This is a genomic window from Mesorhizobium sp. M0437, from assembly GCF_040321335.1.
GTDB lineage: Bacteria > Pseudomonadota > Alphaproteobacteria > Rhizobiales > Rhizobiaceae > Mesorhizobium.
Genome location: NZ_JAMYRK010000009.1, coordinates 1 through 26,459, shown reverse-complemented (window position 1 = coordinate 26,459; position 26,459 = coordinate 1). Strand labels below are relative to the sequence as shown.

The 26,459-nt window shown below is 64.3% G+C and carries 24 protein-coding genes; 11 read left to right on the top strand and 13 right to left on the bottom strand.

Going from position 1 to position 26,459, the window contains the following annotated elements:
• Positions 1–6 precede the first annotated feature (6 nt).
• Genes NKI72_RS08320 through NKI72_RS08310 form a run of 3 tightly spaced genes read left to right on the top strand, consistent with a single transcriptional unit; the run spans position 7 to position 3,876 of the window.
• Positions 7–303: a sarcosine oxidase subunit delta gene (locus NKI72_RS08320; RefSeq protein WP_023676536.1), complete on the top strand. Its 297-nt coding sequence runs from the start codon at positions 7–9 to the stop codon at positions 301–303.
• Entirely contained in the window at positions 300–3,296 is a 2,997-nt protein-coding gene (locus tag NKI72_RS08315; protein ID WP_352831074.1) for a sarcosine oxidase subunit alpha, read from the top strand. Before NKI72_RS08320 ends, NKI72_RS08315 begins: the two co-directional genes overlap by 4 nt.
• A complete protein-coding gene (locus tag NKI72_RS08310; protein ID WP_352452120.1) occupies positions 3,289–3,876 on the top strand; it encodes a sarcosine oxidase subunit gamma in 588 nt (195 codons plus the stop codon). Before NKI72_RS08315 ends, NKI72_RS08310 begins: the two co-directional genes overlap by 8 nt.
• A 19-nt stretch (positions 3,877–3,895) precedes the next feature.
• On the opposite strand, the gene NKI72_RS08305 is transcribed toward NKI72_RS08310, so the two are convergent.
• Positions 3,896–4,594 carry a nitroreductase gene (locus tag NKI72_RS08305; RefSeq protein WP_352500967.1) on the bottom strand — a complete coding sequence of 233 codons (699 nt, stop codon included), beginning with the start codon at positions 4,592–4,594 and terminating at the stop codon, positions 3,896–3,898.
• A 270-nt stretch (positions 4,595–4,864) separates the two neighbouring features.
• Between NKI72_RS08305 and NKI72_RS08300 the strand changes: the two genes are divergently transcribed.
• From NKI72_RS08300 to NKI72_RS08280, 5 genes are all read left to right on the top strand, one after another.
• Positions 4,865–5,458 (top strand): helix-turn-helix domain-containing protein, encoded by a 594-nt coding sequence (locus NKI72_RS08300; protein WP_352500968.1) that lies wholly within the window; start codon positions 4,865–4,867, stop codon positions 5,456–5,458.
• Positions 5,459–5,535: 77 nt separating this feature from the next.
• Positions 5,536–7,989 carry a GcvT family protein gene (locus NKI72_RS08295; protein WP_352831076.1) on the top strand — a complete coding sequence of 818 codons (2,454 nt, stop codon included), beginning with the start codon at positions 5,536–5,538 and terminating at the stop codon, positions 7,987–7,989.
• The gene (locus NKI72_RS08290) at positions 7,986–8,885 is read left to right on the top strand and encodes a homocysteine S-methyltransferase family protein (RefSeq protein WP_352470270.1); all 900 of its coding nucleotides are present in this window, start codon (positions 7,986–7,988) and stop codon (positions 8,883–8,885) included. Before NKI72_RS08295 ends, NKI72_RS08290 begins: the two co-directional genes overlap by 4 nt.
• A complete protein-coding gene (locus NKI72_RS08285) occupies positions 8,885–10,066 on the top strand; it encodes a pyridoxal phosphate-dependent aminotransferase (protein WP_352831078.1) in 1,182 nt (393 codons plus the stop codon). The genes NKI72_RS08290 and NKI72_RS08285 overlap by 1 nt, the downstream gene beginning before the upstream one ends.
• A complete protein-coding gene (locus NKI72_RS08280; protein ID WP_352831080.1) occupies positions 10,063–12,537 on the top strand; it encodes a GcvT family protein in 2,475 nt (824 codons plus the stop codon). Before NKI72_RS08285 ends, NKI72_RS08280 begins: the two co-directional genes overlap by 4 nt.
• A gap of 6 nt (positions 12,538–12,543) precedes the next feature.
• Here the strand turns inward: NKI72_RS08280 and NKI72_RS08275 are convergent, their stop codons facing one another.
• The 6 genes from NKI72_RS08275 to NKI72_RS08250 all read right to left on the bottom strand — a co-directional run bounded on the left by NKI72_RS08275 (position 12,544) and on the right by NKI72_RS08250 (position 18,979).
• Positions 12,544–13,125 (bottom strand): NAD(P)H-dependent oxidoreductase, encoded by a 582-nt coding sequence (locus tag NKI72_RS08275; protein WP_352831082.1) that lies wholly within the window; start codon positions 13,123–13,125, stop codon positions 12,544–12,546.
• A gap of 225 nt (positions 13,126–13,350) precedes the next feature.
• The gene (locus NKI72_RS08270) at positions 13,351–14,751 is read right to left on the bottom strand and encodes an FAD-binding oxidoreductase (RefSeq protein WP_502907722.1); all 1,401 of its coding nucleotides are present in this window, start codon (positions 14,749–14,751) and stop codon (positions 13,351–13,353) included.
• Entirely contained in the window at positions 14,748–16,049 is a 1,302-nt protein-coding gene (locus NKI72_RS08265) for a cytosine deaminase (protein ID WP_352831284.1), read from the bottom strand. Before NKI72_RS08265 ends, NKI72_RS08270 begins: the two co-directional genes overlap by 4 nt.
• 241 nt (positions 16,050–16,290) lie before the next feature.
• Complete coding sequence (locus NKI72_RS08260; protein ID WP_352681639.1) at positions 16,291–17,142, bottom strand: ABC transporter permease; 852 nt, start codon at positions 17,140–17,142, stop codon at positions 16,291–16,293.
• A complete protein-coding gene (locus NKI72_RS08255; protein ID WP_352850038.1) occupies positions 17,129–17,971 on the bottom strand; it encodes an ABC transporter ATP-binding protein in 843 nt (280 codons plus the stop codon). Before NKI72_RS08255 ends, NKI72_RS08260 begins: the two co-directional genes overlap by 14 nt.
• Before the next feature lie 3 nt (positions 17,972–17,974).
• On the bottom strand, positions 17,975–18,979 hold the full coding sequence (locus tag NKI72_RS08250; RefSeq protein ID WP_352470264.1) for an ABC transporter substrate-binding protein: 1,005 nt from the start codon (positions 18,977–18,979) through the stop codon (positions 17,975–17,977).
• A gap of 379 nt (positions 18,980–19,358) precedes the next feature.
• Between NKI72_RS08250 and NKI72_RS08245 the strand changes: the two genes are divergently transcribed.
• Complete coding sequence (locus NKI72_RS08245) at positions 19,359–19,742, top strand: RidA family protein (protein ID WP_352617542.1); 384 nt, start codon at positions 19,359–19,361, stop codon at positions 19,740–19,742.
• A 56-nt stretch (positions 19,743–19,798) separates the two neighbouring features.
• A complete protein-coding gene (locus NKI72_RS08240; RefSeq protein ID WP_352747869.1) occupies positions 19,799–20,602 on the top strand; it encodes a creatininase family protein in 804 nt (267 codons plus the stop codon).
• Between the two features lie 64 nt (positions 20,603–20,666).
• On the opposite strand, the gene NKI72_RS08235 is transcribed toward NKI72_RS08240, so the two are convergent.
• The 3 genes from NKI72_RS08235 to cobD form a co-directional block, all read right to left on the bottom strand.
• Entirely contained in the window at positions 20,667–21,863 is a 1,197-nt protein-coding gene (locus NKI72_RS08235) for a serine hydrolase domain-containing protein (RefSeq protein ID WP_352850037.1), read from the bottom strand.
• A gap of 71 nt (positions 21,864–21,934) precedes the next feature.
• The gene (locus NKI72_RS08230) at positions 21,935–22,438 is read right to left on the bottom strand and encodes a tyrosine phosphatase family protein (protein ID WP_352539638.1); all 504 of its coding nucleotides are present in this window, start codon (positions 22,436–22,438) and stop codon (positions 21,935–21,937) included.
• Positions 22,435–23,493 carry a threonine-phosphate decarboxylase CobD gene (gene cobD / locus NKI72_RS08225; RefSeq protein ID WP_352850034.1) on the bottom strand — a complete coding sequence of 353 codons (1,059 nt, stop codon included), beginning with the start codon at positions 23,491–23,493 and terminating at the stop codon, positions 22,435–22,437. The genes NKI72_RS08230 and cobD overlap by 4 nt, the downstream gene beginning before the upstream one ends.
• Between cobD and cbiB the strand changes: the two genes are divergently transcribed.
• Entirely contained in the window at positions 23,492–24,463 is a 972-nt protein-coding gene (cbiB, locus tag NKI72_RS08220; RefSeq protein ID WP_352539636.1) for an adenosylcobinamide-phosphate synthase CbiB, read from the top strand. The genes cobD and cbiB overlap by 2 nt on opposite strands.
• Here cbiB and NKI72_RS08215 read toward each other — a convergent pair.
• From NKI72_RS08215 to cobU, 3 genes are all read right to left on the bottom strand, one after another.
• A complete protein-coding gene (locus NKI72_RS08215) occupies positions 24,394–24,804 on the bottom strand; it encodes a hypothetical protein (RefSeq protein WP_352831088.1) in 411 nt (136 codons plus the stop codon). The two genes, cbiB and NKI72_RS08215, sit on opposite strands and share 70 nt — an antisense overlap.
• 497 nt (positions 24,805–25,301) lie before the next feature.
• Positions 25,302–25,919 (bottom strand): cob(I)yrinic acid a,c-diamide adenosyltransferase, encoded by a 618-nt coding sequence (gene cobO, locus NKI72_RS08210; protein ID WP_352539635.1) that lies wholly within the window; start codon positions 25,917–25,919, stop codon positions 25,302–25,304.
• 1 nt (position 25,920) lies between these two features.
• Positions 25,921–26,418, bottom strand: a complete 498-nt coding sequence (gene cobU, locus NKI72_RS08205; protein ID WP_352850057.1) for a bifunctional adenosylcobinamide kinase/adenosylcobinamide-phosphate guanylyltransferase — start codon at positions 26,416–26,418, stop codon at positions 25,921–25,923.
• Positions 26,419–26,459: the final 41 nt, after the last annotated feature.

Sequence of the window (26,459 nt, the reverse complement as noted above, 5' to 3'; positions counted from 1 at the left end):
AGATCCATGCTCATCACCTGCCCCTATTGCGGCCCGCGCGACGTGATCGAATTCACCTATCAGGGCGACGGCAACCGCCAGCGCCCACAGCCCGCCTCGCAGAACCTCGACGCCTGGAACGCCTATGTCTACGACCGGCTTAACCCGGCCGGCGACCACAATGAGATCTGGCAGCATTCCGGCGGCTGCCGCGCCCATCTCAGGGTCGTGCGCAATACGCTAACGCACGAGATCTCCAGCACCGCGTTCGCGCGCGGCGACCACAACTCGGTTGCGCGGCACCGGGCCGAGGACAAGCCATGAGCCCGCGCCGTACCGAGGCCGGCGGCCGCATCGACCGGCTGCGGACCATCCGTTTCACCTTCGACGGCGCGCCTTATACCGGCCATGCCGGCGACACGCTGGCTTCGGCGCTGCTGGCCAACGGCGTCACCCTGTTTGGGCGTTCGTTCAAATATCACCGCCCGCGCGGCGTGCTGACCGCCGGCGTCGAGGAACCGAACGCGCTGGTCACAGTGTTGAGGGGCGAGGTTCGCGAGCCGAACATCCCCGCCACAATGGTCGAAATTTATGACGGGCTGGCCGCAGTCAGCCAGAACCGCTTCCCTTCGCTTGCCTGGGACGTCAGTGCCGTGAACCAGCTCGGCGGCAAGCTTTTGTCGGCCGGCTTCTACTACAAAACCTTCATGGGACCGGTGATCGGTCCGCTGAAGGGCACTCGCTTCTGGATGTTCTGTGAGCATTTCATCCGCCGTGCCGCCGGCCTGGGCAAGGCAGGCACGGCTCCCGATACGGCGCGCTACGAACGTATGAACGCGTTTTGCGATGTGCTGGTGGTCGGCTCCGGCCCGGCGGGGCTGATGGCCGCCAGGGCGGCTGCCGATCAGGGTGCACGCGTCATCCTGGCCGAGCTCGAGCCGCATTTCGGCGGCTCGGCCAATTGGTCGCGCGAGACGATCGATGGCATGCCGGCCGCCGACTGGGCAGCGCGCGCCGCCGGTCAGCTTGAAGGCCGTGATAATATCCGCCTTTTGCCGCGCACTACTGTCTGGGGTTATTATGACGGCAACACGCTTGCCGCGCTCGAACGTGTCACCGACCACAAGGAAAAGGCCGGCAAGGGCGAGCCGCGCCATCGCTATTGGACGATCCGCGCCAAGTCGGTGGTGCTGGCCACCGGCTCCCTGGAGCGTCCGCTGGTCTTTCCGGGCAACGATCGGCCAGGCGTGATGCTGGCGCATGCTGCCGAGCGTTTTGCCAATGAATATGGCGTGCTGCCGGGCGACAGGGTCGCGCTGTTCACCAACAATGACAGCGCCTATCGCTCCGCGCTTGCGCTGAAGAAGGCCGGCGCCGTCGTCGTCGCCATCGTCGACGTGCGCCCAGAACTTTCGAGCGAAATGCGCAAGCTGGCCGGCGAAGCGGAGGCCGAGATCCTTTCTGGCCACGCGGTAATCGCCACCGAGGGCGGCAAGGCGCTTTCCGGCTTCAAGGTGCAGCGCTTCGACATGGTCAACGGCGCGCTTTCCGGCGAAGCGCGCAGCATCCACGCCGATTGCCTGCTGATGTCGGGCGGATGGTCGCCGACCATTCATCTGGCCAGCCAGGCCGGCGCGAGAGCGGAATGGAACGAAGCATTGCAAGCGTTCCTGCCGCCCAAGCCGACGACGCGGCAATGGATCGGCGCCGGCGCCTTCACCGGCAGTTTCTCCACCGCCGAGGCGATCGCCGAAGGCCGCGCCGCCGGCCTTTCCGCAGCGGGCGCAACCGCCACGCCGGCGGCCTTGCCTGCCGTCGAGGCAGCACCTGGCGATCCCGATCCGGCGCCGGTGCTCGAGATCAAGGCCAAGGGAAAGAGTTTCGTCGACTTCCAGCATGACGTGACGGCGGATGACGTGCGGCTGGCGCATCGCGAAGGCTTCGTCTCGGTCGAGCATCTGAAGCGCTACACCACGCTCGGCATGGCAACCGACCAGGGCAAGAGCTCCAACATACCCGGCCTCGCCATCATGGCCGAGGCGCTCGGCAAGCCGATCCCAGAGGTCGGCACGACGCGCTTTCGCCCGCCCTTTTCGGCGGTATCGATCGGCTCGCTAGCCGCCGAACGCTTCGGCGATCTGAAGCCCGAGCGGCTGACGCCGATGCATGACTGGCACGTCGCCAACGGCGCCACCATGTATTCGGCCGGCCTGTGGTATCGGCCGATGATCTACGGCCATCCCGGCGAGACGATCGAGCAGGCCTATGTGCGCGAAGCGAGAGCCACGCGCGAGAGCGCCGGCATCGTCGATGTCTCGACACTGGGCAAGATCGCGGTGCAAGGCCCCGACGCGGCGGAATTCCTCGACCGCGTCTACACCAACGTGTTTTCGACGCTGGCCGTCGGCAAGGCGCGTTATGGGCTGATGCTGCGCGAGGACGGTCTCGCCTTTGACGACGGCACCACATGGCGGCTCGGCGAGCAGGATTTCCTGATGACCACCACCACCGCCAATGCCGGCAAGGTGATGCAGCATCTGGAATATTTCCTCGACGTGATCTGGCCGGAGCTGAAAGTCCACGTCGCCTCGGTCACCGACCAATGGGCCGGTGCCGCCATCGGTGGGCCGAAGGCAAGGCAGCTACTGGCTGCTTGCGTCAGCGGCACCGCCGTCGACAATGCCGCCCTGCCCTTCATGGGCATCGTCCACGGCGAAATCGCCGGCGTGCCGGTGATGATCTGCCGGCTGTCCTTCTCCGGCGAAATGGCCTTCGAGGTCTATTCCGGCGCCGGCTACGGCACCCATGTCTGGGAGGCGCTGATCGAAGCCGGCAAGCCGTTCGGGCTGGTGACCTACGGGCTGGAGGCGCTGGGCACCATGCGCATCGAGAAAGGCCACGTCACCGGTGCCGAGATCGACGGCCGTACCACGGCACGCGACCTGCATCTCGACTGGATGCTGTCGAAGAAGAAGTCGTTCATCGGCTCGGCGATGATGGATCGCGAGGGGCTGATCGCACCCGACCGCCTGGAACTCGTCGGTATTGTTTCGCTCGACAACCAGCCGCTCAATGGCGGCGCACACATCGTCGAGGAGCTTGACGAAGCCAATCCGCACGGCTCGCTTGGCCATATCACCGCCTGCTGCTATTCGCCGGCGCTCGGCAAATATATCGCGCTTGCCCTGGTCAAGGGCGGCAAGGCGCGGCGCGGCTCGCGTGCCTACGTTTCCGACCCGCTGCGCAACCGGTTCGGGCCGGTCGAGATCGTCTCCAACCATTTCTTCGATCCGGACGGGAGCCGCATGCATGGTTGAGCGCCAATCACCGCTTGAGCCGGTGCTGCATCCGGGCTCGCATGGCAATTTCGAGCACGGTGTCGAAATCATCCTCTCCGAAACCAGGCCGGGTTCGATCCTGCAGCTCGCCGCCTGGCCTGGCGAGGAGAAGACGTTGATGGCCGGCATCCATGCGGTCACCGGCTTGGCTTTGCCCGACGGCGCCGGTGGCGGTGTGACGAACGGCGCCAGGTCGGTGTTCGGCTTTGCGCCGGGAAAGTTCACTGTGGTCGATGAAGCCGAGGGATTGGCGCCGGCCTTTGCCGATGTCGTCACTTCGGCCATCGGTACGGTGACCGACCTTTCGCACGGCCGCACCGCGATCCGTATCGCCGGGCCGAAGGCCGAGTGGGTGCTGGCGAAATTCTTCGCAATCGACTTCGCGCTGCCGGCCTTCCCGATCGGCGCCGGCCGCTCGACCATGCATCACGACATCTTCGCGCAAATCCAGCGCACCGGCGCCGATCAGTTCGACATCTATGTGTTCCGCTCGTTTGCCCGCTCGTTCTGGAAAGCGCTCTGCCATGCGAGCGAGGAAGTCGGCTACGAAGTGCAGTAGAGCCGGACGGCGCTTCACGTCACTCCGCGAACGTCACCCACTCTTCCAGCGGCGCGCGGTCGGTGCGGAAGGCATTTTCGGGCTTGGACGTATCCTCATGGCCGAGCGCCATGCCGCAGACGACGATCTCCTCGTCGGGAATGTTGAGCACCGGCCTGATCTGCCGGTGATAGGGCGCGAAGGCGGCTTGCGGACAGGTGTGCAGGCCCCTGCCCCGCGCGGCGACCATGATGTTTTGCAGGAACATGCCGTAGTCGATCCACGACCCCTTGTTCAGCCGCCGGTCGACGGTGAAGATCATGCCGACCGGGGCGTCGAAGAAGACGAAGTTGCGGTCGTGCTGCGCACGCATCCTGTCGACCTCGCGCCGGCCGATGCCGAGCACGCCGTAGAGGCCGAAGCCGTTGGCCCGCCGTCGCGTCAGATAGGGTTCGAAGAACTGGTCGGGATAGTAGCGGTACTCGTCCCACTCGGCCTTTTCGGCGCGGATGCCCGAGCTGAGGATGGCGTCGGTGATGCGCTGCTTGACCTCGCCCTTGGTCACATAGACCTTCCAGGGTTGCATATTGGTGCCTGAGGGCGCGCGCGCGGAAACGGCGAGAATATCGCGGATGGTCTCGTCGTCGACCATATCGGGCAAGAAGGCGCGTACCGACCGCCGCGAGGTGATCGCGTCATCGACGATCGCCGCCGCAATCCGGGAGTTGTTTTCCAGCATGGGCCGTCCTTTTGCGTATGATCCCGAACCCGATTTTCCGGAAGGATCATGCGCCGACTAGAAGTGATGGAGCATCCTTGCGCGTCTTTTTGAACGCCCGATAGCCTACCCGCCTCGACCGGACGCCCCACTCGCCGCTCGTGCGCCGAGCCTTTGCCCGAACCGTCAAAATGGCGCAAGTAAATCTTGTGATTTCGTGAAAATCCTCTTGATTTTTTCATGAACCCGCCATCAAATGAAATTTGCTGGGAATTTTTCACCAAGACAGGGATGGCTTTGCCCTCAACCGCCGCCAGATCGGAACAGGACAGCGGCGAACGGCTGCTGGCCGGCGACATTCGCGCGTTGCGCAAGGCGCGCGGCCTGACGCTTGCCGAAATCGCACTGAAGCTCGGCCGTTCCGTCGGCTGGGTCAGCCAGGTCGAGCGCGGTCTGTCGGTCCCGTCGCTCGGCGATCTCAGGGCCTTCGCCGAATTGTTCGGCGTGCCGGTCAGCCTGTTCTTCAGCCATGACGTACCTGTCGAGACCGAGCGCGGCGTGGTCGTGCGCGCCGGCAACCGGCGCACGCTTGGCACAAGCGATTCCGGCCTGGTGGAGGAGCTTCTGTCGCCCGATCTCGGCGGTAGCTTCGAGATGCTGCGTTCGGTCTTCGCCCCGGGTGCCGAGCTGCAGACCGAGTCGCGCCGGCCGACCGAGGAAGCCGGCTACGTCGCTTCCGGCAGTTTCGACATCGAAATTGCCGGCGTCTGGCACCGGCTTGGCGAAGGCGATTCCTTTCGCTTCGACGGCAAGCCGTTCCGCTGGCGCAATCCTGGAGCGGAACCGGCTGTGGTGATCTGGGTGGTTTCGCCGCCCGTCTATTGAACGAATGCATGTCGCCCAAAAGTGCGTGGCGGTTTTGGGACAACGACATGCATCAAAACAAATAGTCGGAGAAGAACATGGCCGGTTTGCCGACCACGGCACGCGTGGTGATCATCGGAGGCGGTGCCGTCGGCGCCTCCTCGCTCTATCATCTCGCCAAAGCGGGCTGGACCGACTGCGTGCTTCTGGAGAAGAACGAGCTGACTTCCGGCTCGACCTGGCATGCCGCCGGCAACGTGCCGACTTTCTCCTCGTCATGGTCGCTGATGAACCTGCAGCGATATTCGACCGAACTCTATCGCCGGCTGGCCGACGAGGTCGGCTATCCCATGAACTACCACGTCACCGGTTCCCTGCGTCTTGCCCATACGATCGAGCGCATGCAGGAATTCCAGCGCGCCAAGGGCATGGGCCGCTACCAGGGCATGGATATCGACGTGGTCGGGCTCGACGAGATCAAGCGCCGTTACCCCTTCATCGAGACGCATGAGCTGAAAGGCGCGCTCTACGATCCGAATGATGGCGATATCGACCCCGCGCAACTGACCCAAGCAATGGCCAAGGGCGCGCGCGACATGGGCGCGAAGATCATCCGCTTCTGTCCGGTCACCGGCGTGAGCCGAGACAATCACGAGTGGGTGGTCGAGACGGCGCAAGGCGAGATCCGCTGCGAGATCGTCGTCAACGCCGCCGGCTACCGCGCCGCCGAGGTCGGCAGGATGTTCGGCCGCGAGGTGCCAATGATGGTGATGAGCCATCAATATATCCTGTTCGAGGAAATCCCCGAACTGGCGGCGTGGTCGAAGGAACAGGGCAAGAAGCTGCCGCTGCTGCGCGACGTCGATACGTCCTATTATCTGCGCCAGGAAAAGAACGGCATGAACCTCGGCCCCTATGAGCGCAATTGCCGCGCCCACTGGGTCGGCCACAACGACCCGATGCCCGACGACTTTTCGTTCCAGCTGTTTCCCGACGATCTCGACCGGCTGGAACATTACCTGGCCGATGCTGTCGCCCGCGTGCCGATCCTCGGCACCGCCGGCCTGTCCAAGGTCATCAACGGGCCGATCCCCTATGCGCCGGACGGCAACCCTCTGATCGGGCCGATGCCCGGCGTGCCCAACGCCTTCGAGGCCTGCGTCTTTACCTTCGGCATCGCCCAGGGCGGCGGCGCCGGCAAGGTGCTGGCCGAATGGGTGACCGAGGGCCAGACCGAATGGGACATGTGGTCGTGCGATCCGCGCCGTTTCACCGCCTTTGCCTCGGCCCCGGATTATTGCGTCGCCAAGGGCATGGAGATCTACGGCAACGAATATGCCATCCAGTTCCCGCGCCATGCCTGGCCGGCCGGGCGCGACCGCAAGCTGTCGCCGCTCCACGACCGCATCAAGGCACTCGGCGCTCGGTTCGACGCTTATAATGGCTGGGAACGCGCCACCTGGTATGCCAAGCCAGGCGACGACATCTCCGAAGAATCCACGCTGACCTTCCGCCGCGACGGGCCGTGGCAGCATCGTGTGCGCGAGGAATGCATCGCCGTCCGCGATGCCGCCGGCATTCTGGACCTGCCGGGGTTTTCCCGTTTCAATCTCGATGGTCCGGGTGCCGCCGAATGGCTGAGCCTCCAGGTGACAGGCCTGGTGCCGAAACCCGGCCGCATCGGCCTCGTCTATTTTGCCGACGACAAGGGCCGCATCGTCACCGAAATGTCGGTGGTCCGCCACGACGAGAACCTGATGACGCTGATCACCGCCGCGGTGGCTCAGTGGCATGATTTCGAATGGCTGAAATCGCGCATCCCGAAGGACGCCACTTTCAAGCTGGTCGACCGGACGGAGGAATACTCCACCCAGATCCTCGCCGGCCCCAACTCGCGAAAAATCCTCGCCGAACTCTGCGCGGCCGACCTCACCCTGCCCTGGCTGACGCATCAGGAAACCAGTATCGCCGGACGTTGGGCAAAGCTGGTGCGCGTGTCCTTCGCGGGTGAGCTCGGCTGGGAAGTCCACAGCAAGGTCGACGATACCGCAGCCATCTTCGACGCCCTCTGGGCAGCTGGCCAGAAGCACGGCCTGAAACCGTTCGGCATGTACGCGCTGGATTCGCTGCGGCTCGAAAAAGGTTACCGCACCTGGAAGGGTGACCTGTCGACCGACTATTCGATCCTGCAGGGCGGGCTGGAGCGCTTCGTCAGATGGGACAAGCCCGACTTCCGAGGCAAGGCGGCGCTGCAGAACGAGAAGCAGCAGGGCGTAAAGAAACGCTTCGTCACGCTGGTCGTCGAAAACCCCGGCGACTGCGATGCGCCCACCATGTCGACGCTGTGGCATGACGGCCGGATCGTCGGCGAGACGACATCCGGCGGCTGGGGTCATCGCATCGACAGGTCGATCGCGCTCGGCATGCTGCGCGCCGACCTCACCGAGCCGGGAACCGCGGTCGAGATCGAGATCTTCGGCGAACGTTTTCGGGCGGTCGTGCAGAGGGATGAGCCGTTATGGGATCCAAAGAACGAGAGGCTCAGAGCATGAAGACTGTTATCCTCACCGATGGCGGCATGGGCCAGGAGCTGGTCCGCCGTAGCAGTTCCGAGCCGACGCCGCTGTGGTCGGCCAGGGTGCTGATCGACGAACCGGATCTGGTGCGCGACCTGCATGCGGAATTCATCCGCGCCGGCGCCCGCGTCATCACCATCAACACCTATTCAGCCACGCCGGAACGGCTGGCACGCGAAGGCGCGCAAGAGCTGTTCAAGCCCCTGCAGAAGCGCGGCATCGAACTGGCAAGGCAAGCCCGCGACCAGGCTGGCGACGCGGCGATCGCCGGCTGCCTGTCGCCGCTGTTCGGCAGCTATGCGCCGGCGCTGACGATATCCTTCCAGGATACGCTCGACATCTATCGCCGTATCGTTGCCGAGCAGGCGGGCGGCGTCGATCTGTTTCTGTGCGAAACCATGGCGTCGGCCGAAGAGGCGCGCGCCGCCGTCACCGCGGCGTCGGAAAGCGGCAAGCCCGTATGGGTGTCGTGGACGCTTGCCGACCACGGCACGCCGCGCCTGCGCAGCGGCGAAGCTATTGCGGCGGCGGCGGGCGCTCTTGCCGGCCTGCCCGTCGCGGCCCGGCTGATCAATTGCTGCCGGCCCGAAGCGATCGCTGCAGCGCTGCCCGAACTGATCGCTCTCGGCGGTCCGGTCGGCGCTTATGCCAACGGCTTCACCTCGATTGAGGCGCTCAAGCATGGCGGTACGGTGGAAGTGCTGCACGCCCGCCACGACCTCGATCCGGATGCCTATGCCGGCCAGGCGGTCGATTGGGTCGAGGCCGGCGCCGGCATTGTCGGCGGCTGCTGCGAAGTCGGACCGGCCCACATCGCCGCGCTGCGCGACCGGCTCGAACAGGCCGGTTATGAAATTTCGGGAGCAGCATAATGCCCAAGCCATCTTCGCGCATTTCCGGCATCGTGCCTTCGGGCAAGGATGGCTGGGAGGTTCATTCCGCTGCCTGGGCGCGCAAGCAGGCCGGCGAGGACATCATCATGCTGTCGGTCGGCGACCATGATTTCGACACGCCGAGCGAGACGATCGAAGCCTGCGTGACGGCGGTTCGCGCCAGCAATCACCACTACACGCCGCTTGCCGGCGTTCCACGCCTGCGCAAGGCGATGGCGGCGGCCTCGACGCGGTGCACCGGGGTTGCGACCAGCCCCAACCAGGTCATCGCCACTCCGGGCGGGCAGGCCGCGCTTTACGCGGCCATTCAAGCGGTTCTCGACCAGGGCGACCATGCCATCGTCGTCGCGCCCTATTACGCCACCTATCCCAACACCTTCAGTGCGGCGGGCGCCGAGTTCAGCGTCGTCGAGACCCCCGCCGAGGATGGCTTTCAGCCGCGCGCCGCCGACATCCGCGCCGCCCTCCGGCCGAACACCCGCGCCATCCTGATCAACACGCCGAACAATCCCACGGGCGCCGTCTATTCGCGCGAGCGCCTGGAAGAGCTGGCGCAGATCTGCCGCGAACATGACCTCTGGCTGCTGTCGGACGAGGTCTACTGGACGCTGGGCGGCGGCGAGCACGTCTCACCACGCTCGCTGCCCGGCATGGCGGAACGCACGCTGGTCATCAATTCGATGTCCAAGAGCCACGGCATGACCGGCTGGCGCATGGGCTGGCTGACCGGGCCGGAATCGATGGTCTCGCTGTTGACCGACCTCAATCTGGTGATGACCTACGGCCTGCCGGCCTTCATCAGCCTCGCCTGCGCCGAGGCGCTCGAAAATGGCTACGGCGTCAAGGAAATCGCCGAGCGCTACGCCGCGAGGCGCACCGTCGTCCTCGATGCCATGCGCGGCATGAACAACATCACCGTGCGCGGCTCCGAAGGCGGCATGTACGTCATGCTCGACATATCGGCGATCGAGCCGGACGACGAAAAATTCGCCTGGGCCTTCCTCGACCAGGAAAATGTCGGCGTCATGCCCGGCTCGAGCTTCGGCGAGGCCGCCGCCGGCCACATCCGCTTCAGCCTCTGCCAGCCTGAGCCGGTACTGATGGAGGCTGCCACGCGCCTGCGCCGCTTTGCCTCCAGCTATGGTCGCGAGGCCGCATGAACGCCTCGCCCACCAAAACCATTCCGACCAAGGTCATTCCTCCCAAAGCGAGGGCGGTCATCATCGGTGGCGGCGTCTCCGGCTGCTCGGTCGCCTATCATCTGGCCAAGCTCGGCTGGACCGATATCGTGCTGCTCGAGCGCAAGCAGCTGACGTCGGGCACGACATGGCACGCCGCCGGCCTGATCGGCCAGCTGCGCGGCTCGCAGAACATGACGCGGCTGGCGAAATACTCGGCCGACCTCTACGTCAAGCTGGAGGCCGAGACCGATGTCGGCACCGGCATGCGCCAGGTCGGCTCGATCACGGTGGCGCTGACCGAGGAGCGCAAGCACGAGATCTATCGGCAGGCATCTCTCGCCCGCGCCTTCGATATCGATGTTCGCGAGATTTCGCCCAACGAAGTCAAGCAGATGTACCCGCATCTCAATGTTTCCGATGTGGTCGGCGCCGTGCATCTGCCGCTCGACGGCCAGTGCGACCCGGCCAATATCGCCATGGCGTTGGCCAAGGGCGCGCGCCAGCGCGGGGCGACGATCGTCGAGAACGTCAAGGTGACCAAGGTGCATACCAGGGCCGGCCGCGTCACCGGCGTTTCCTGGGTGCAGGGCGACGAGCAAGGCCTGATCGAGGCCGATATCGTCGTCAACTGCGCCGGCATGTGGGCACGCGAACTTGGCGCCCGGAACGGCGTCACCATCCCGTTGCACGCCTGCGAACATTTCTATCTCGTCACGGAACCGATCCCCGGCCTTTCCCGCTTGCCGGTGCTGCGCGTGCCGGACGAGTGCGCCTACTACAAGGAAGATGCCGGCAAGATGATGCTCGGCGCGTTCGAGCCGGTGGCCAAGCCCTGGGGCATGAACGGCATAAGCGAGGATTTCTGCTTCGACCAGTTGCCGCAGGACATGGACCATTTCGAGCCGATCCTGGAAATGGGCGTCAACCGCATGCCGATGCTGGCCACCGCCGGCATCCACACCTTCTTCAACGGCCCCGAGAGTTTTACCCCCGACGACCGCTATTATCTCGGCGAGGCGCCGGAGCTTTCCGGCTACTGGATGGCGACCGGCTACAATTCGATCGGCATCGTCTCCTCCGGCGGCGCCGGCATGGCGCTGGCGCAATGGATCAATGACGGCGAGGCGCCCTTCGACCTCTGGGAGGTCGACATCCGCCGCGCCCAGCCGTTCCAGAAGAACCGCCGCTATCTCAAGGAGCGCGTCTCCGAAACGCTCGGCCTGCTCTATGCCGATCATTTTCCGTACCGGCAGATGGCAACCTCGCGAAACGTCCGCCGCTCGCCGCTGCACGAACATCTGAAGGCGCGCGGCGCGGTGTTCGGCGAGGTCGCCGGCTGGGAGCGCGCCAACTGGTTTGCGCGGGAGGGCCAGGAGCGCGAATACCGCTATTCCTGGAAACGGCAGAACTGGTTCGACAACCAGCGCGAGGAGCATCTGGCGGTCCGAAACGGCGTCGGCCTGTTCGACATGACCTCGTTCGGCAAGATCCGCGTCGAGGGCCGCGACGCCTGCGCCTTCCTGCAAAGGCTCTGCGCCAACGACATGGACGTGACGCCGGGCAAGATCGTCTACACCCAGATGCTCAACCAGCGCGGCGGCATCGAGAGCGACCTCACCGTCTCGCGATTGTCCGAAACAGCCTTCTTGCTCGTCGTGCCCGGCGCCACGCTGCAGCGCGACCTGGCCTGGCTGCGAAAACACCTTGCCGACGAGTTCGTCGTCATCACCGATGTGACCGCTGCCGAAGCCGTGCTTTGCCTGATGGGCCCGGATTCGAGGAAGCTGATCCAAAAGGTCAGCCCCAACGATTTCTCCAACGGGAACAATCCGTTCGGCACGTTTCAGGAGATCGAAATCGGCATGGGCCTGGCCCGCGCCCACCGCGTCACCTATGTCGGCGAGCTCGGCTGGGAGCTTTATGTCTCGACCGACCAGGCCGCCCACGTCTTCGAGGCGATACAAGAAGCCGGCGCCGACGTCGGCCTGAAGCTATGCGGCCTGCACACACTGGATTCCTGCCGCATCGAAAAGGCGTTCAGGCATTTCGGCCACGACATCACCGACGAGGACAATGTGCTGGAGGCCGGGCTGGGTTTCGCGGTGAAGACCGCCAAGGGAGACTTCCTCGGCCGCGATGCGGTGCTGAAGAAGAAAGAAACCGGCTTGTCACGCCGGCTGGTGCAGTTCCGCCTGAACGACACCGAGCCGCTGCTCTTCCACAATGAGGCGATCCTGCGCGACGGCAAGATCGTCGGTCCGATCACCTCGGGCAATTACGGCCATCATCTCGGCGGCGCGATCGGGCTTGGTTACGTGCCGTGCCAGGGCGAGAGCGAGGCGGATGTCCTGTCGTCGTCCTACGAGATCGAGATCGCCGGCGAGCGCTTTGCCGCCGAGGCCTCGCTCAAGCCGATGTACGATCCGAAGGCGGAACGGGTGCGGATGTAGCGCACCTCAGAACGCGTCGATCCTGGCCGCGACTTTCGCCACGAACCTGGTCCGACTGCCCTCTGTCGACAGGTTCATCGAGTAATGCGCAAGGTAGGAAACCGACCCGCCGGGCTTGATCGTCGCACGCAGCACCCGCTTGACCAGCTTGCGCGGCGGGTCACCCATCAGCATGGCTCGGAACCGGCTGCCGCCATAGGTCGTGACCGCGACCACCTTGCGGATGTTGTGCAATGACGGCTGCACCTTGCCGTCGACCAGCTTGAACGACACGCCGGGCAGGAAGACGCGATCGAAAAAGCCTTTCAGAATGGCCGGATAGCCGAAGTTCCACACCGGAAACGACAGCACCAGCGCCTCGGCCCGCAGAAGGCGCTCGACATAGGCTGACGCCGGATCGCCGTCGCTGCGTTCGTCGTGATAGGACATCCGTTCGGCGTGCGTCAGCCTGGGATCGAAACCCTCGGCATAGAGATCACAGTCGTCGACCACATGGCCGGCCGCTTTCAGCCGCTCGACGATCGTCCGGTGCAGATCGGCGTTGAAGCTGGTCTCCACCGGATGAGCGTAGAGGACGAGGACGTTCACAGGAGAACATCTCGCAAGTCGGCACCAAGCACCCCCCTCTGCCCTGCCGGCCATCTCCCCCTCAAGTGGGGAGATCGGCTGTCAGTATCGCTTTCGCCAGTTGACGACGTTGGAAGATGGTCGAGACGATGGAACTGCCAAATTCCCCCCTTGAGGGGGAGATGCCAAGTGGTGGCAAAGAGGGCAGGCCAGAGGGGGGTACAGCGCCACACGCCCGTCATCGTCTCAACCCGCCTTCTCCAGCCCCTTGAACAGGAACGACTTGCCCGAGCGATAGTCGTAATCCGGGTTTTCCCAGGCGATCATCTTGCCCGGATTGAGCAGCCCTTGCGGGTCGGTTTCGCGCTTGAAGGCGAGCTGCACCTCGTCGGTGCGCTTCATGCCGCCTTCTTCCAGCGTGTAGCGGTGCGGGTTGAAGATCCAGCAGCCATTGTCCTCGTGGATGCGGATGATCTCGTCGAGCCGCTCCGCCGTGGTGAAGCGCACCAGCGGCAGCCCTGCGATGCCGATGGCGCCGTCGAAGCGGATGAATTCGAGATGCGCCGGCACCTCGTCGCCGAAGCGGTCGACCATCGCCTTGACGTGGCCGAGGTGGTCCGGCGACGGGTAGCGGGTCTGCAGGTAGGTGATCGTCGGATCGACCCGGATGGCACGCAGCGTCGTGTGGTTCCAGGTCAGCTCATAGGCCGGCGGCAGCCCTTTGAGATCGGCCTCCTTGTCGGCGCGGAAGACGATCTCGCCCTTGCTGCGCGCCGTGAAGGCGAGGAAGGCATCCATCGCATGCGGTGCGATCATCAGGACGACGATGCTTTGGCCGCGCCGGAAAAACCGCTGGTGGCGCTTGAAGTAATCGTAGGGGATCGGTGCTGCGATCGGCGTGATCAGTTTTGCCAGTATGCCGTCCTGGATGGCGAGGTCGTTGCCGAAGCCGGCCGCATCCATGAAATCGTCGAAGCCGACGATGACGTCGATCCAGTCATAGCTGGCGGTCAGCGGCATCTCGACTTCGGTGATGATGCCGTTGGTGCCGTAGGCGTGCATGACCTTCAGAACGTCCTCGCCGGTGAGCTCCATGACACGCGGCTCAGCCTCCATCGTCACGGTCCTCAGCCGGATGACGTTGCCGAGGTCGCGCAGTCCGCCCCAGCGGATCGAGCCGATGCCGCCGGAGCCGCCGGCGACGAAGCCGCCGATCGATGCGGTATTGTAGGTCGACGGCGACATGCGGAGCTCCTGGCCGGAATGCGCCCGCGTCGCTCTGTCGATGTCGGCGAGCACGGCGCCGGGGCCGGTGACGACACGGCCCGGCGCGATCATCTTGACCGCGTTCATCTCGGCGAGATTGAGCACGACGCCGCCGGACAGCGGCATCGCCTGCCCGTAATTGCCGGTGCCGCTGCCGCGCGGCGTCACCGGGACGCCGTGCCGGTGGCAGGCGGCGAGAATGCGGACGACCTCGTCTTCGGTTTTCGGCGTCACGATCAGGTCGCCGGTGACGTGCTCGAGCTGCTGCTTCAGCACCGGGCTGTACCAGTAGAAATCGCGGCTCTTCTGCTGGACGATCGCCGGATGGTCGTCGATCTTCAAACCGTCCAGGTCGCGCTTGAGCGCCGCAATATCCATCATTCCACCATCAGATCATCGAGTTCGGCATAATCGGGCAGCTGGCGCTCGATCGCCCGGCCGTCGCGCACGACGATGCGATCCGATTCGGGCCGTGACAGCAATTCCGTCCAGCTCCGCCCCTTGAAGACGACGAAATCGGCCGGCGCTCCGGCGGCAAGCGTGCCAACACCATCGAGCCGCATCACCTTGGCCGGCGTCGAAGTCACCGCTTGCGGCCAGTCGGCGACGGGATGGTCTAGATGCAGGATGCGCGTCGCCATGCGATAGACCTCCAGCATGTCGAGATCGCCATAGGCATAGAACGGGTCGCGCGTGTTGTCGGAAGCGACCGCGACGGCAATGCCGCGCGCCTTCATCTCGTGCAGCAGCGTCACCCCGCGCCAGCGCGGCGTTGTCCTGTCGCCTCGCCGGTCCTGCAGATAGAGATTGCACATCGGCAGCGACACCACCGCCAGGCCGGCCTTGGCGACCTTGTCCAGGGTGTCGAGCACGTCGAGGTCGGGCTGGCGCGCCAGCGAGCAGCAATGGCCGACCAGGATGTTCCCGTCAAAACCGTTCCAAAGGGCTGCTTCGGCGATTTTCTTCAGCGAGATCGCCGCGATATCGTCGGTCTCGTCGGCGTGGAAATCGAGGTCGAGGCCGTGCTTGATCGCCTGCGCGAACACCTGGTCGAGCAATTCTTCGAGATCCGGCACCATGTAGGTAACGACGCCGAGCACGCCCTTGGCGGCAGCCACCCGTTTGGCCAGCCTCTCGAACCATTTCCTGTCGCGCACGCCCTCGATGCCGAGCAGGCAGGCCGCCTGCAGCTCGATGCGGCCGCGCCATTTCTCCCGCATCGTCTCGAACACCGGCCAGGAGATCTCTTCCTGCGGCGCGACGCTGTCGAGATGCGTGCGCAGCGCCCTGGTGCCGTGCGCGTAGGCGCAGCGCAGCGAAAAATCCATGCGGCGGGCAACGTCGTCGGCGCTCCAGCGCGCCGCCCGGTCAGCGCCGGTCGCATTCAGCGCGCCCATGAAGGTGCCGTCCGGGTTGGGCTTTCGGGGCCAGATATGGCCCTTGTCGATATGGGTGTGGCAGTCGACAAAGCACGGCAGCACGATGCGGCCGCCGAGATCGATGGCGTCCGCCGGTGCTGCCGATCGCCGATGCGCCGCAATGCTGGAAATCCTGCCGTCGGCGACCGCGATATCTGCGAGTGCAAAACCGTCGGCGTCGGAAGGAGCGGCAAGACCGGGCGTCAGGGAGGCGTGAAGCCGGACCTTGGAGAGGACGAATTGGCCGGATTTGGGGATCATCGCAGAGGTCATCGCTGCCCCTCATCCGGCTGCCGCCACCTTCTCCCCGTATAGAGACGGGGAGAAGAGGCTGACCGCGACCGCGGCGCACTTTCAGCAACGCTGGTGATGGGCGAGATCGTCGAGGAAGGCGTCCTTCTCCCCGTCACTATACGGGGAGAAGTGCCCGGCAGGGCGATGAGGGGCAGCGCTGACGCCGGGATGGGCGACAGGCAGCTTTTGCCTACAAAACACGGCACCATCACCGCTCCTGCCTCAGCGCGCTCTCGTGCCAGCGCCGCAAAATGAGATGCGAAATCAGCGACAGCACCAGGAAGATCAGGATGCCGGTGAGCGAGATCAGGATCAGCGCCGCGAACAGTCTTGGTGCGTTGAGCCGGTAGCCGGCCTCGATGATGCGCGAGGCTAGGCCGGACGACTGGCCGGTGGCGCCGGCGACGAACTCTGCCACCACCGCGCCGATCAGCGACAGGCCGCCGGCGATCTTCAGCCCGCCGAGGAAATAAGGCATCGCCGCCGGCAGCCGCAGATAGCGCAATTGCTGCCAGCGGGTCGCACCGTTGAGCTTGAACATGTCGCGCAGATTGCGGTCGACGGAATTGAGGCCGAGCGTGGTGTTGGAGAGGATCGGGAAGAAGGCGACGATCCAGGCGCAAAGCAAAAGCTTCGTCGTCTGGTTGTCGACATAGATATTGATCAGCGGAAAGATCGCGACGATCGGCGTCACCTGCAGCACGATGGCGAACGGAAAGAACGACATCTCCACCCATTTCGACTGAGCGAACAGCACTGCCAGCCCGACACCGCCGACCACGGCGAGAAGCAGGCTCAAGAAGGTTATCCTGAGTGTCACCAGCAGCGAGGAGAACAGCAGCCCGGCATCGTCGTGCAGCGTTTGCAGCACCACGCCGGGACGCGGCAGTATGTATTTCGGGATGTCGTTCCAGACACAGATGCGGTCCCACAGCCAGATGGCCAGGATCATGATCGCCAGCGGCAGCAGCCATCTGCCGATGCGCTCGAAGCGCTCCTGGCGGACGCGGCGCGCCTCCTCCGGGTCGAGCGCCAGGACTGGTTCTTCAAAGGCCGTCATGATGCGGTCCGGCAGTTGAGTTGATGGCGCCGATCAGCACGTCGGATGCCTGGCGGCAGAGCGCGGCATAGTCGGGCGAGGTGCGAAACGCCTCGTCGCGCGGATAGGATGCATCGACGGCAAGCTCGGCAAACACCCGGCCCGGCCGCGCCGCCATGACGACGATGCGGTTGGAGAGGAATACGCTTTCGAAGACGCTGTGGGTGACGAAAACGACGGTAAAACGCTCATCCTGCCATAGCTCGAGAAGGTCGTTGTTGAGCTTGAAGCGGGTGATCTCGTCGAGTGCGGCGAACGGCTCGTCCATCAACAGAATACGCGGCTTGGTCACCATGGCGCGGGCGATCGAGACGCGCATCTTCATGCCGCCCGACAGTTCGCGCGGCACGGCCTTCTCGAAGCCGGTCAGGTGAACCCGCGCCAGCATCTCCATCACCGCCGGCGCCGCCTTGGCACGCGACACGCCCTTCAGCCGCAGCGGCAGCCAGACATTGTCGAAGACGTCGGCCCAGGGCAGCAGCGTCGGTTCCTGGAAGACGAAGCCGATATTTGAACGGTCGCCGATATTCGAACGCTCGAGGGCACCGCTGCCGCGCCAGTCGAGCACGCCCGAGGTCGGCGTCGACAGGCCGGCAATCAGCCGCAGCGCCGTCGACTTGCCGCAGCCCGACGGCCCGAGCAGGCTGAGGAAATCGCCTTCCCGGATCGTCAGCTCGACATTGCTGAGCGCGGTGACGCCGTTGGAAAACACCTTGCCGACACCGCGCAGCGCCAACAGCGTCGGCCCTGGTATGCTTCCTGGCTGTTGCGCCACTTTCTCCAGCTTCACGGCCTACTTCTTCAGGTCGAGCCCGACGCTCTTGTTGACGAAGGCCAGCGTGTAGGCCTTCTTGATGTCGATGCCCGCCGGCGTGACCTTGGCCTTGATCATCTTGTCGTAGAAACTCTGGATGCGCGCATCGGTCATGGCGCCGATGCCGAGCTTTTCGCTGTCGCCGGAATCGACCACGCCGAACTTCTTCAGCTGCTCGATCGAGAAGGCGATCTGCTCATCCGTCATGTCCGGATTTTCCTTTTTGATCATCTCGTTGGCGGCCTTGTTGTCACCGTAGAGATAATTGTACCAGCCCTTGGCCGAGCCATCGACGAAGCACTGGACCACCTCGGGACGCTTGTCGATCGTCTCCTGCATGGTCTCGACCGTCGTTGCATATGTGTCCCAGCCATAGTCGGCCAGCAGGAACTGGTTCGGCGTGAAACCGCCCTGCTTCTGGACGGCGAATGGCTCCGAGGTGACGTAACCCTGCTGGATCGACTTCTTGTTGGCGATGAACGGCGCCGGGTTGAAGGTGTAGGGCACGCGCTTGGCGGCATCGAAGCCGAGGTCGGTGACCATCCACTGGAAGAAGGTCTGCGCACCTTCGTCGCCAAGGATGTACTGGTCGGCGTTCTTCAGGTCTTCCCATTTATCCAGCCCCTGCCCGGGATGGGACATGATGACCTGCGGGTCCTTCTGGAAGTCGGCCGCCACGACGCGCATCGGTATGCCTTGCTGCACGGCATCGAAGGCCGACAGCAGATTGCCGCCCATGTAAAAATCGATCTTGCCGGCCAGAAGCAGCGGCCGGCCGCTGACCTGTGGGCCGCCCTGCATGATCGTCACGTCGATGCCGCAGGCGGCATAGGTGCCGTCCACCACAGCCTGGTAGTAACCCCCGTGCTCCGGCTCGGCCAGCCAGTTGGTGCCGAAGGTGACTTTTTCGTTCGCTGCCGCGGCAAGCGTGCCTGCGCCAAGCAGCACGATCACGCCCGCCGAAATCTTGAGTTTTCCGTACATCCACACCACCCTTTGTTCGCTCCGGCGCGTCACGCGTCGGGCTCGACACCATTGTTTCAAGAAGCAAGACACATGCCACCGGCGCGTTGCGCCGGGACCGCCCGCTTGTGCAATGCCCGCCTGAGCAATGGCGGCGCGAAGGCCGGACGGGTCATGCTGTACGAAAGGCATCGTGCCTATTTTTTGATCGCCTGTCCACAATCGCCCTCGTGACATGCACCGCCATCTTGATGCCCGCATCGCTCCGGCCTTAGAGCGACGTGCGTCCACTTGGACGCACAAAGTACGCTCTAAAACTTTGAATCTTCGCATCGTGCTTTCCGAAAATCGATCCCGATTTTCGGGCCGATGCGATAGGCTGCCGTGAACGGAGATTGCCATGTTCAAATTTCTCACGCCGAAGTCGATCAAGCCGCCCTTCGCCCGCTACAGCCATGGTGTCGAACTGCCGCCCGGCAAGCGGCTGGTGCTGTGTTCGGGCCAGGTCGCAATCACCCCGGACGACCAGATCCCCGAGGAGGCCGGCGCACAGGCCGAGCTCTGTTTCCGGAACATATCGGCGATTCTCGGCGAGGCCGGGCTCGGCCTGTCCGACATCGTCCGCATCAACACCTACGTCACCGACCGCGCCTTCCTGCGGCCCTATATGGAGGTTCGCGACCGGCTGTTCGCCAGCCCGGCGCCGGCCTCGACGCTGATGATCGTGTCCGGTTTTGCCCGGCCGGAATTCAAGGTCGAGATCGAGGTGATTGCGGCGGGATGATCGACAGCCGATCGTTCCCGCGTTAGGTCTGGGCTTGTCGGTTCAAGAGGCATGACATGACCACTGCAAAAAAACGCGTATGGTGGGGTGACTACCGGACCACCGAATACGCGACCGTCGATCCTGAGACGACCATTGCCGTTCTGCCGCTGGCAGCGATCGAACAACACGGGCCGCATCTGCCGGTTTCGACCGACACCTCGATCATGAACGGCATGCTGGAAACGGTGATCGCGCGCCTGCCCGGCGATCTCGACATCCGCATCCTGCCGGTCCAGGCGGTAGGCAAGTCGAACGAGCATTTGCATGCGCCGGGCACCCTCACCCTGCCGGCGACGACCTTGGTCGAGGCGTGGACCGAACTTGGCCTGTCGGTCGCGCGTTCCGGCGTCCGAAAACTGATTGTCGTGAACTCGCATGGCGGCAATGAGGAGATCATGGGCATCGTCACCCGCGAATTGCGCGTGCGGGCAAAGATGCTGGCGGTAAAGACCAGCTGGCAGCGTTTTGGCCGGCCGGCCGGCATGTACACCGAGCTCGAGGACCGCCACGGCATTCATGGCGGCGACGTCGAGACCTCGCTGATGCTGCACTTCCGGCCCGACCTCGTCGACATGGGGAAGGCCGACAATTTCGTGTCCAAGGTCGCCCGCGCCGAAAAGGAATTTGCGCTGCTGCGCCACACTGGAACACACGCCTTCGCCTGGATCGCCAGCGACCTCAACCCGAATGGCGTGGTCGGCGACGCCAGCATTGCAACCGCCGAAAAAGGCCGGCTCACCGCCGAGCATCAGGCCGACGGTTTCATCGGCCTGCTGAGGGACGTGGGCAAGGCAAAGCTGGCGGATTGGTTGGCGTAGGTGTTTGATCCCACCAGATCAGGCCTCGCTCACGAGGGGCGATTCCATTCGCGCGCGAGGATCCTCACTTCACGTCTTGAAGCGGCGACACCGTGTAGATTTCGTCCAGTATCTTCACCATCAAGGTGTTGGCGGTCGCCTGGCCGTCGAGCGCGAGAGTCAGGTTGGTCCATATGACCAGGGTGACATCATTGGCCGGATCGTAGCCCATGAAGGACTGGTAACCGGGCATCTCGCCTTCGTGATAGTAGATTTCGTTAGGCCCGAAAGTCAGCGTTAGGATGCCATAGCCATATTTTTGCATGGCGGGTTCGCCCGGCTCCGGCGCCTCAGGGCTTGCAAGCCACTGCCGCTGGAAGTCGGCATTGAAGAGCTTGCCCCCGACCAGCGCGCGCATCCAGGTCGCGAGGTCATCCGCGGTGGAGATGACTCCGCCAGCCGCAAAGTAGGCGGACGGGTTCTGCCATGTGTCGTCGTTGGGCTTGAGCGTTCCCGCCCTGGCCGCAGCCTGGAGGTCGTCCGGATAGGGCGCATCAGCCAGGGCGTACGAAGTACTGCCGTAGAGATAGCCGCTTGAGTATGGCTCGGGGATGGCGTTCGACGTGCTCGGCGGCAACGCGGTGTTCTTCATGCCGAGCGGCCCGAACAGGCGGTCCCGGAAGATGGTCGAGAGCGGCTTGCCGTCGATCTTCTCGGCAACAAGGCCGAGCAGATAGTAGTTGGTGTTGTTGTACTCGAATCCGGCACCCGGCGCGAAGTCCGGCGGCCGTTTGAACGCCATGCCGAGTACTTCATCGGCGGTCCATACCCTGTAAGGATACTTGTCCAGGCTTTCGGCAAGTTCCGGCGCATTGGTGAAGTTAGGGAGGCCGCTCCGCATTGTTATGAGCTGCCGAATGGTTATCTCGTCGCCGTTGGGAACGCGCTGGACGTATTTCGAGATCAGATCGGCGAAGCTCAGTTTCCCTTCCTGCACCAGTTGCACGATGACAGCGGCGGTCATCGTCTTGGTGTTCGAGGCCGCACGGAAGTGGGTATCGGCGCGCGGCGGGTTCGTGGCACCCAGTTCAGTCGTACCGTAGCCGAAGATGAGGTTGCCCCGCGGAGTCTTGAGCAAAACCATGGCACCGGGCAGCATAAGTTCCTTGGCCAAACCCTCGACAGTGGCTTGGAGCGCTGCCAGGTCGATCGACTTGAGAGCCGGCATGGACGCGGCCATGGCGCTGCCTGTCGCGCAGACCACGCCAACAACGATGGCCAAAATTCTCCCGATCATCATTCGCCCCTTGGCCGTGTGTTAGAACTCCTGCGCATTTTCCTGGATTTTTAGGCTCAGATTTTCAATTCGAACGGCGTGCCTTCGAAAGCATCCGCGCCGCGCCCGATCGCCTGGATCGCTTCGATCATCCGGCCCCTGCGATCGAGCAGTGTGTCGGCGATCGCGATCAGCCGCGGATTGGGCGTCGCCGTGGGCGACAGCCTGCGCAGAGTCTCGGCCAACTCGACCTCGTCGCGCTTCGGCGCCAAGGCTGCCGCGATGATATAGGCCGAGGCGGTCGAGCGGCTGATGCCGGCATAGCAATGCACCACCAGCGGCCGCGAGCGATCCCATTGGCGTGCGAAATCGAGCAGGTTCAAGACATGCTCCTCGCCCGGCATGGTCATGCCCTCCTGCGCCACCGCAATGTCATGCATGACCAGATGCAGATGGTTTTCCCTGGTGATCGAGGCCGGTCGCATCACCTCCGTTCCGGCAGCGAGCAGCGAAAGAAGCCGCCCGGCCCCGGTCTTCGTTACCGTTTCCTCGACTTTGGACAGCGAGCAGACGTGGATCATTGGGTAGTTTCTCCCTTGGCATCATCGTCGCGCCGCGAGGCCCAGCCGGCAAGTGCGGATTCGAGCCGCCGCCATTCTTCATCGGCTCCCGGCAGGCCGGCGCGCAGCACATCCGGACGATCGGCGAAATGCCGAAGCAGGATGCCGCGCTGGCCGAGCACCGAAAACAGGCCGGCGGCGCCCGCCAGCCTGATATAGCGGAACAACGCGGTGCCACCGGCGACAGGCACGCCGAAGCGGCCGAACAGCGTATCGAGCCGCGCGGCATCCTCGGCCAGACGGCGCCGCATCCCGGCCTGCCAGCCGGTATCGGCAAGCGCCCTTATGCCATATTCGAGCGCCGGCCCGGCAACCGCCCATGGCCCGAATTGCGCCTCCAGCCGCTCGACCGTCAGCGCATCGGCCAGTGCAAAGCCAAGCCGCAGGCCGGCCAGGCCGAAGAACTTGCCGAACGAACGCAGCACGACGATGCCGCCCTGGTCGACGTCGCCGGCCAGGCTTTCGCTGCGCGGGCCGACATCCATGAAGGCCTCGTCGACCACCAGCAGCCCACCTCTGGCGCGCAATATCCCGGCAAGTCGAAGCAATCTTTCGCGCTCGACGACGCGCCCGTCCGGGTTGTTGGGATTGACGACGACGGCAAGGTCGGCCGCCGCCAGGGCTTCGAAATCATGGACTTCAGCCGCCGCATGGCCGGCGATCGCCGCTGCCCGCCGATGCTCGGCATAAGTCGGCCCGAGCACCAGCGCCGTGCCCGGGCTGACCAGGGAAGCGACGCGCGGCAACAGGATCTGCGTGCCGGGCGCCGCTGCGACATTCGTCGCCGACGGGGCGCCATAGGCGCGGGCCGCGCGTTCAGCCAAGTCGCGGCTGCGCGCTGTTTCCGGCAATCGCGACAGGGCGGTGGCGGGCAAATCGAAAAGCGGGTAGGAGTGCGGATTGATCCCGGTCGAGAGGTCGACGAAAGGCAGCGGCGCGTGAGGGAAAAGCGCCCTCGCCCGGCCAAGGCTTCCGCCGTGGTCAACTGCCGCCGTCACTCCATCAAGAGACTTCATGCCGATCCTGATCACTTTCCTGTCGCTGGCCATCGAACTTGTACTCGGCTACCCGGCCCGGCTCTTCGATGCCATTGGCCATCCCGTCACCTGGTTCGGCAGGCTGATATCCTTTCTCGACCGCAGGCTCAACCGCGCCACTGATTCCGACGCCGACCGTCGCCGCTGGGGCGTCGTCGCGCTGCTGGTGATCGTGCTGGTGCCGGCCGCCCTCGCCCTCTGGCTCGAAACCTTGCTTTGGAGCATTCCCCTCGGCTGGTTGGTCACCGCAATCCTGGCGACGTCGCTGCTGTCGCAGAAGAGCCTGGCCGAGCATGTCGAAGCGGTCGCCGACGCACTCGACAGCGGCGGACTGGATATAGGCCGCATTGCCGTCTCGCGGATCGTCGGTCGCGACCCGGAAAAGCTCGACAGGGCCGCTGTCTGCCGCGCCGCGATCGAAAGCCTGGCCGAGAATTTCTCCGACGGTGTCGTCGCTCCGGCCTTCTGGCTCGGTATCGGCGGGCTCGCCGGCGGCGTCGCCTACAAGGCCGCCAACACCGCCGATTCGATGATCGGCCATCGCACCCCGCGCCACGAAGCCTTCGGCTGGGCGGCGGCGCGCTTCGACGATTGGATCAATCTGCCGGCGTCGCGGCTGACGGCGCTGCTGATCGTACTCGCCGCTTTTCTGGTCAAGGGCGCCAACGCCAAGGGCGCCTGGCACGCCGTGCGGCGCGATGCGAAAAAACACCGCTCGCCCAACGCCGGCTGGCCGGAAGCAGCGATGGCCGGCGCGCTCGGCCTGGCGCTCGCCGGCCGCCGTTCCTATGACGGCGTCATGGTCGAAGACGCATTGATGGGCGAAGGCGGCCGGCGCGATGATGTCGAGAGCACCGACATCCGACGGGCGCTGAAACTCTACCGCGTCGCCGACTTACTGCTGATCGCGCTGTTCGGCGTGGTCGCGGTGATCGTCATCGCCGCGTGAACGTCCGAATGGGTCGGCAAACCCGACCTACCAGGTAACACGGACTTCCTTTGCGCTCGGATCGGCTTCCACGCCAAACCTTTGATCGCGTACCCACCGGCAGCTACGGGAGAAGATTTCAATAAGGGTTCGACTACGACAAAAAGTCGTTCAGCGTTTGGCCCATACATGTAAAGGATGCATTCGCCTTCACCAAACAAGTCACCGTCAAACTCGCCGACCGATGCATCCTCGATAGCTTTCTCTAGCCGATCCTCGAGCGCATAAATGGATTCGCGTTCGTCAGCGGCACCAAACTGACCATCATTGAGAATAAGATAGACGATTACCGCCTGGTCCACGAACAATCTCCAGCTTCGCAAGCGACCAGAACTCTATCCCTGAGATCCGGCGGCACTGAAACTCTACCGGATCGCCGATTTTCTGCTGATCGCACTGTTTGGGGTAATCTCGACGGTCGTAATTCTGTTGTGATCTTCGCCCGATCTCAGGCGAAACAAAAACCGCCAAGCGACGGGTCGTTGGAGCCCAATTAGCACCATAGCCAAATTAGTAGCATAGCTGCCGGCACAAAGCAAGAACAAAATAAGGCTACGCCTCAAATAATCGCGTCAGGTCGGCGCCGCCCCTCACCCTTACCATTCCAGGGGCGAGCCGCTTCGTGCGGCTTTCCCTTCTCCCCTTGTGGGAGAAGGTGGCCGCGAAGCGGCCGGATGAGGGGTGTTCCAGCTTGGCACCAACAGCGCCCCGGCCAGCACCTCTCAACCGTCTTTGCGCTGCGCGCCAATCCACCTTCTCCCACAAGGGGAGAAGGAAGAAGAGGCGCCAGCAACACCCCTCAGAACTCGATCCCCTGCTGCGCCTTCACGCCGGCGGAGAAGTGGTGCTTGGTCACGCCCATCTCGGTGACCAGATCGGCCGCCTCGACCAATACCGGTTTGGCGTTGCGGCCGGTGACGACGACATGCAGGCCTTCGCGACGCGCCTTCAGCGCCGCGACCACCTTTTCGAGATCGAGGTAGTCGTAGCGCAGCGCGATGTTCAGCTCGTCGAGCACCACGAGGCTGATCGACGGCTCGGCCATCAGCTCCAGCGCTTTCGCCCAGGCAGCCTCGGCCGCCGCGATGTCGCGCTTCAGGTCCTGTGTCTCCCAGGTAAAGCCTTCGCCCATGGCGTGCCAGACGACACGGTCGCCGAAGGCGGCAAAGGCGTCTTTCTCGCCGGTGTGCCATTTGCCCTTGATGAACTGAACGACGCCGACGCGCTTGCCATAGCCGAGCATCCTGAGCGCCAGCCCAAAGGCGGCCGTGGTCTTGCCCTTGCCCGGTCCGGTGTTGACGATCAGCAGCCCCTTCTTGACCGTCTTGGCCGCGACCTCGGCGTCCTGCACCGCCTTGCGCTTGGCCATCTTGGCGCGGTGGCGTTCCTCGTCCTTGGGATCGATAGTATCAGCCATGTCATTTCACCTTGAGCGGCAGCCCCGCCACCATCAAAAGCACGGTGCCGGCAACAGCCGCGACGTCCTGGTTCAGCCGGCCGGCGGCGTCGCGAAACCGTCTTGCCAGCGCATTGTCCGGCACGATGCCCTGGCCGACCTCGTTGGACACCACGAACCACGGCCCACGCGGCCGCGACAGCACATCGGCCAGCCTCCGGCATTCGGCCTCGACATCATGGTCGGCCAGCATATGGTTGGTCAGCCACAGCGTCAGGCAATCGATCAGCACCGGCTGGCCGTCAGGCAGCGCTCCGATCGCGCCGGCAAGGTCGAGCGGCGCATCGATGGTCGTCCAGCCGGCGCCGCGGCGCGAGCGGTGCAGCGCGATGCGCTGGCGCATCTCGTCGTCATAGGCTTGCGCCGTGGCGATATAGCTCCAAGGCGGCGGGCCGACCGTCACCAGGCTCTCGGCATGCGCGCTCTTTGCGGAGCGGGCCCCGCCGGTGGCCAGGGGCAGTGCCCCGGCCGCGCGGGCCGGCCAAGCTGTCGCGCCCGGTG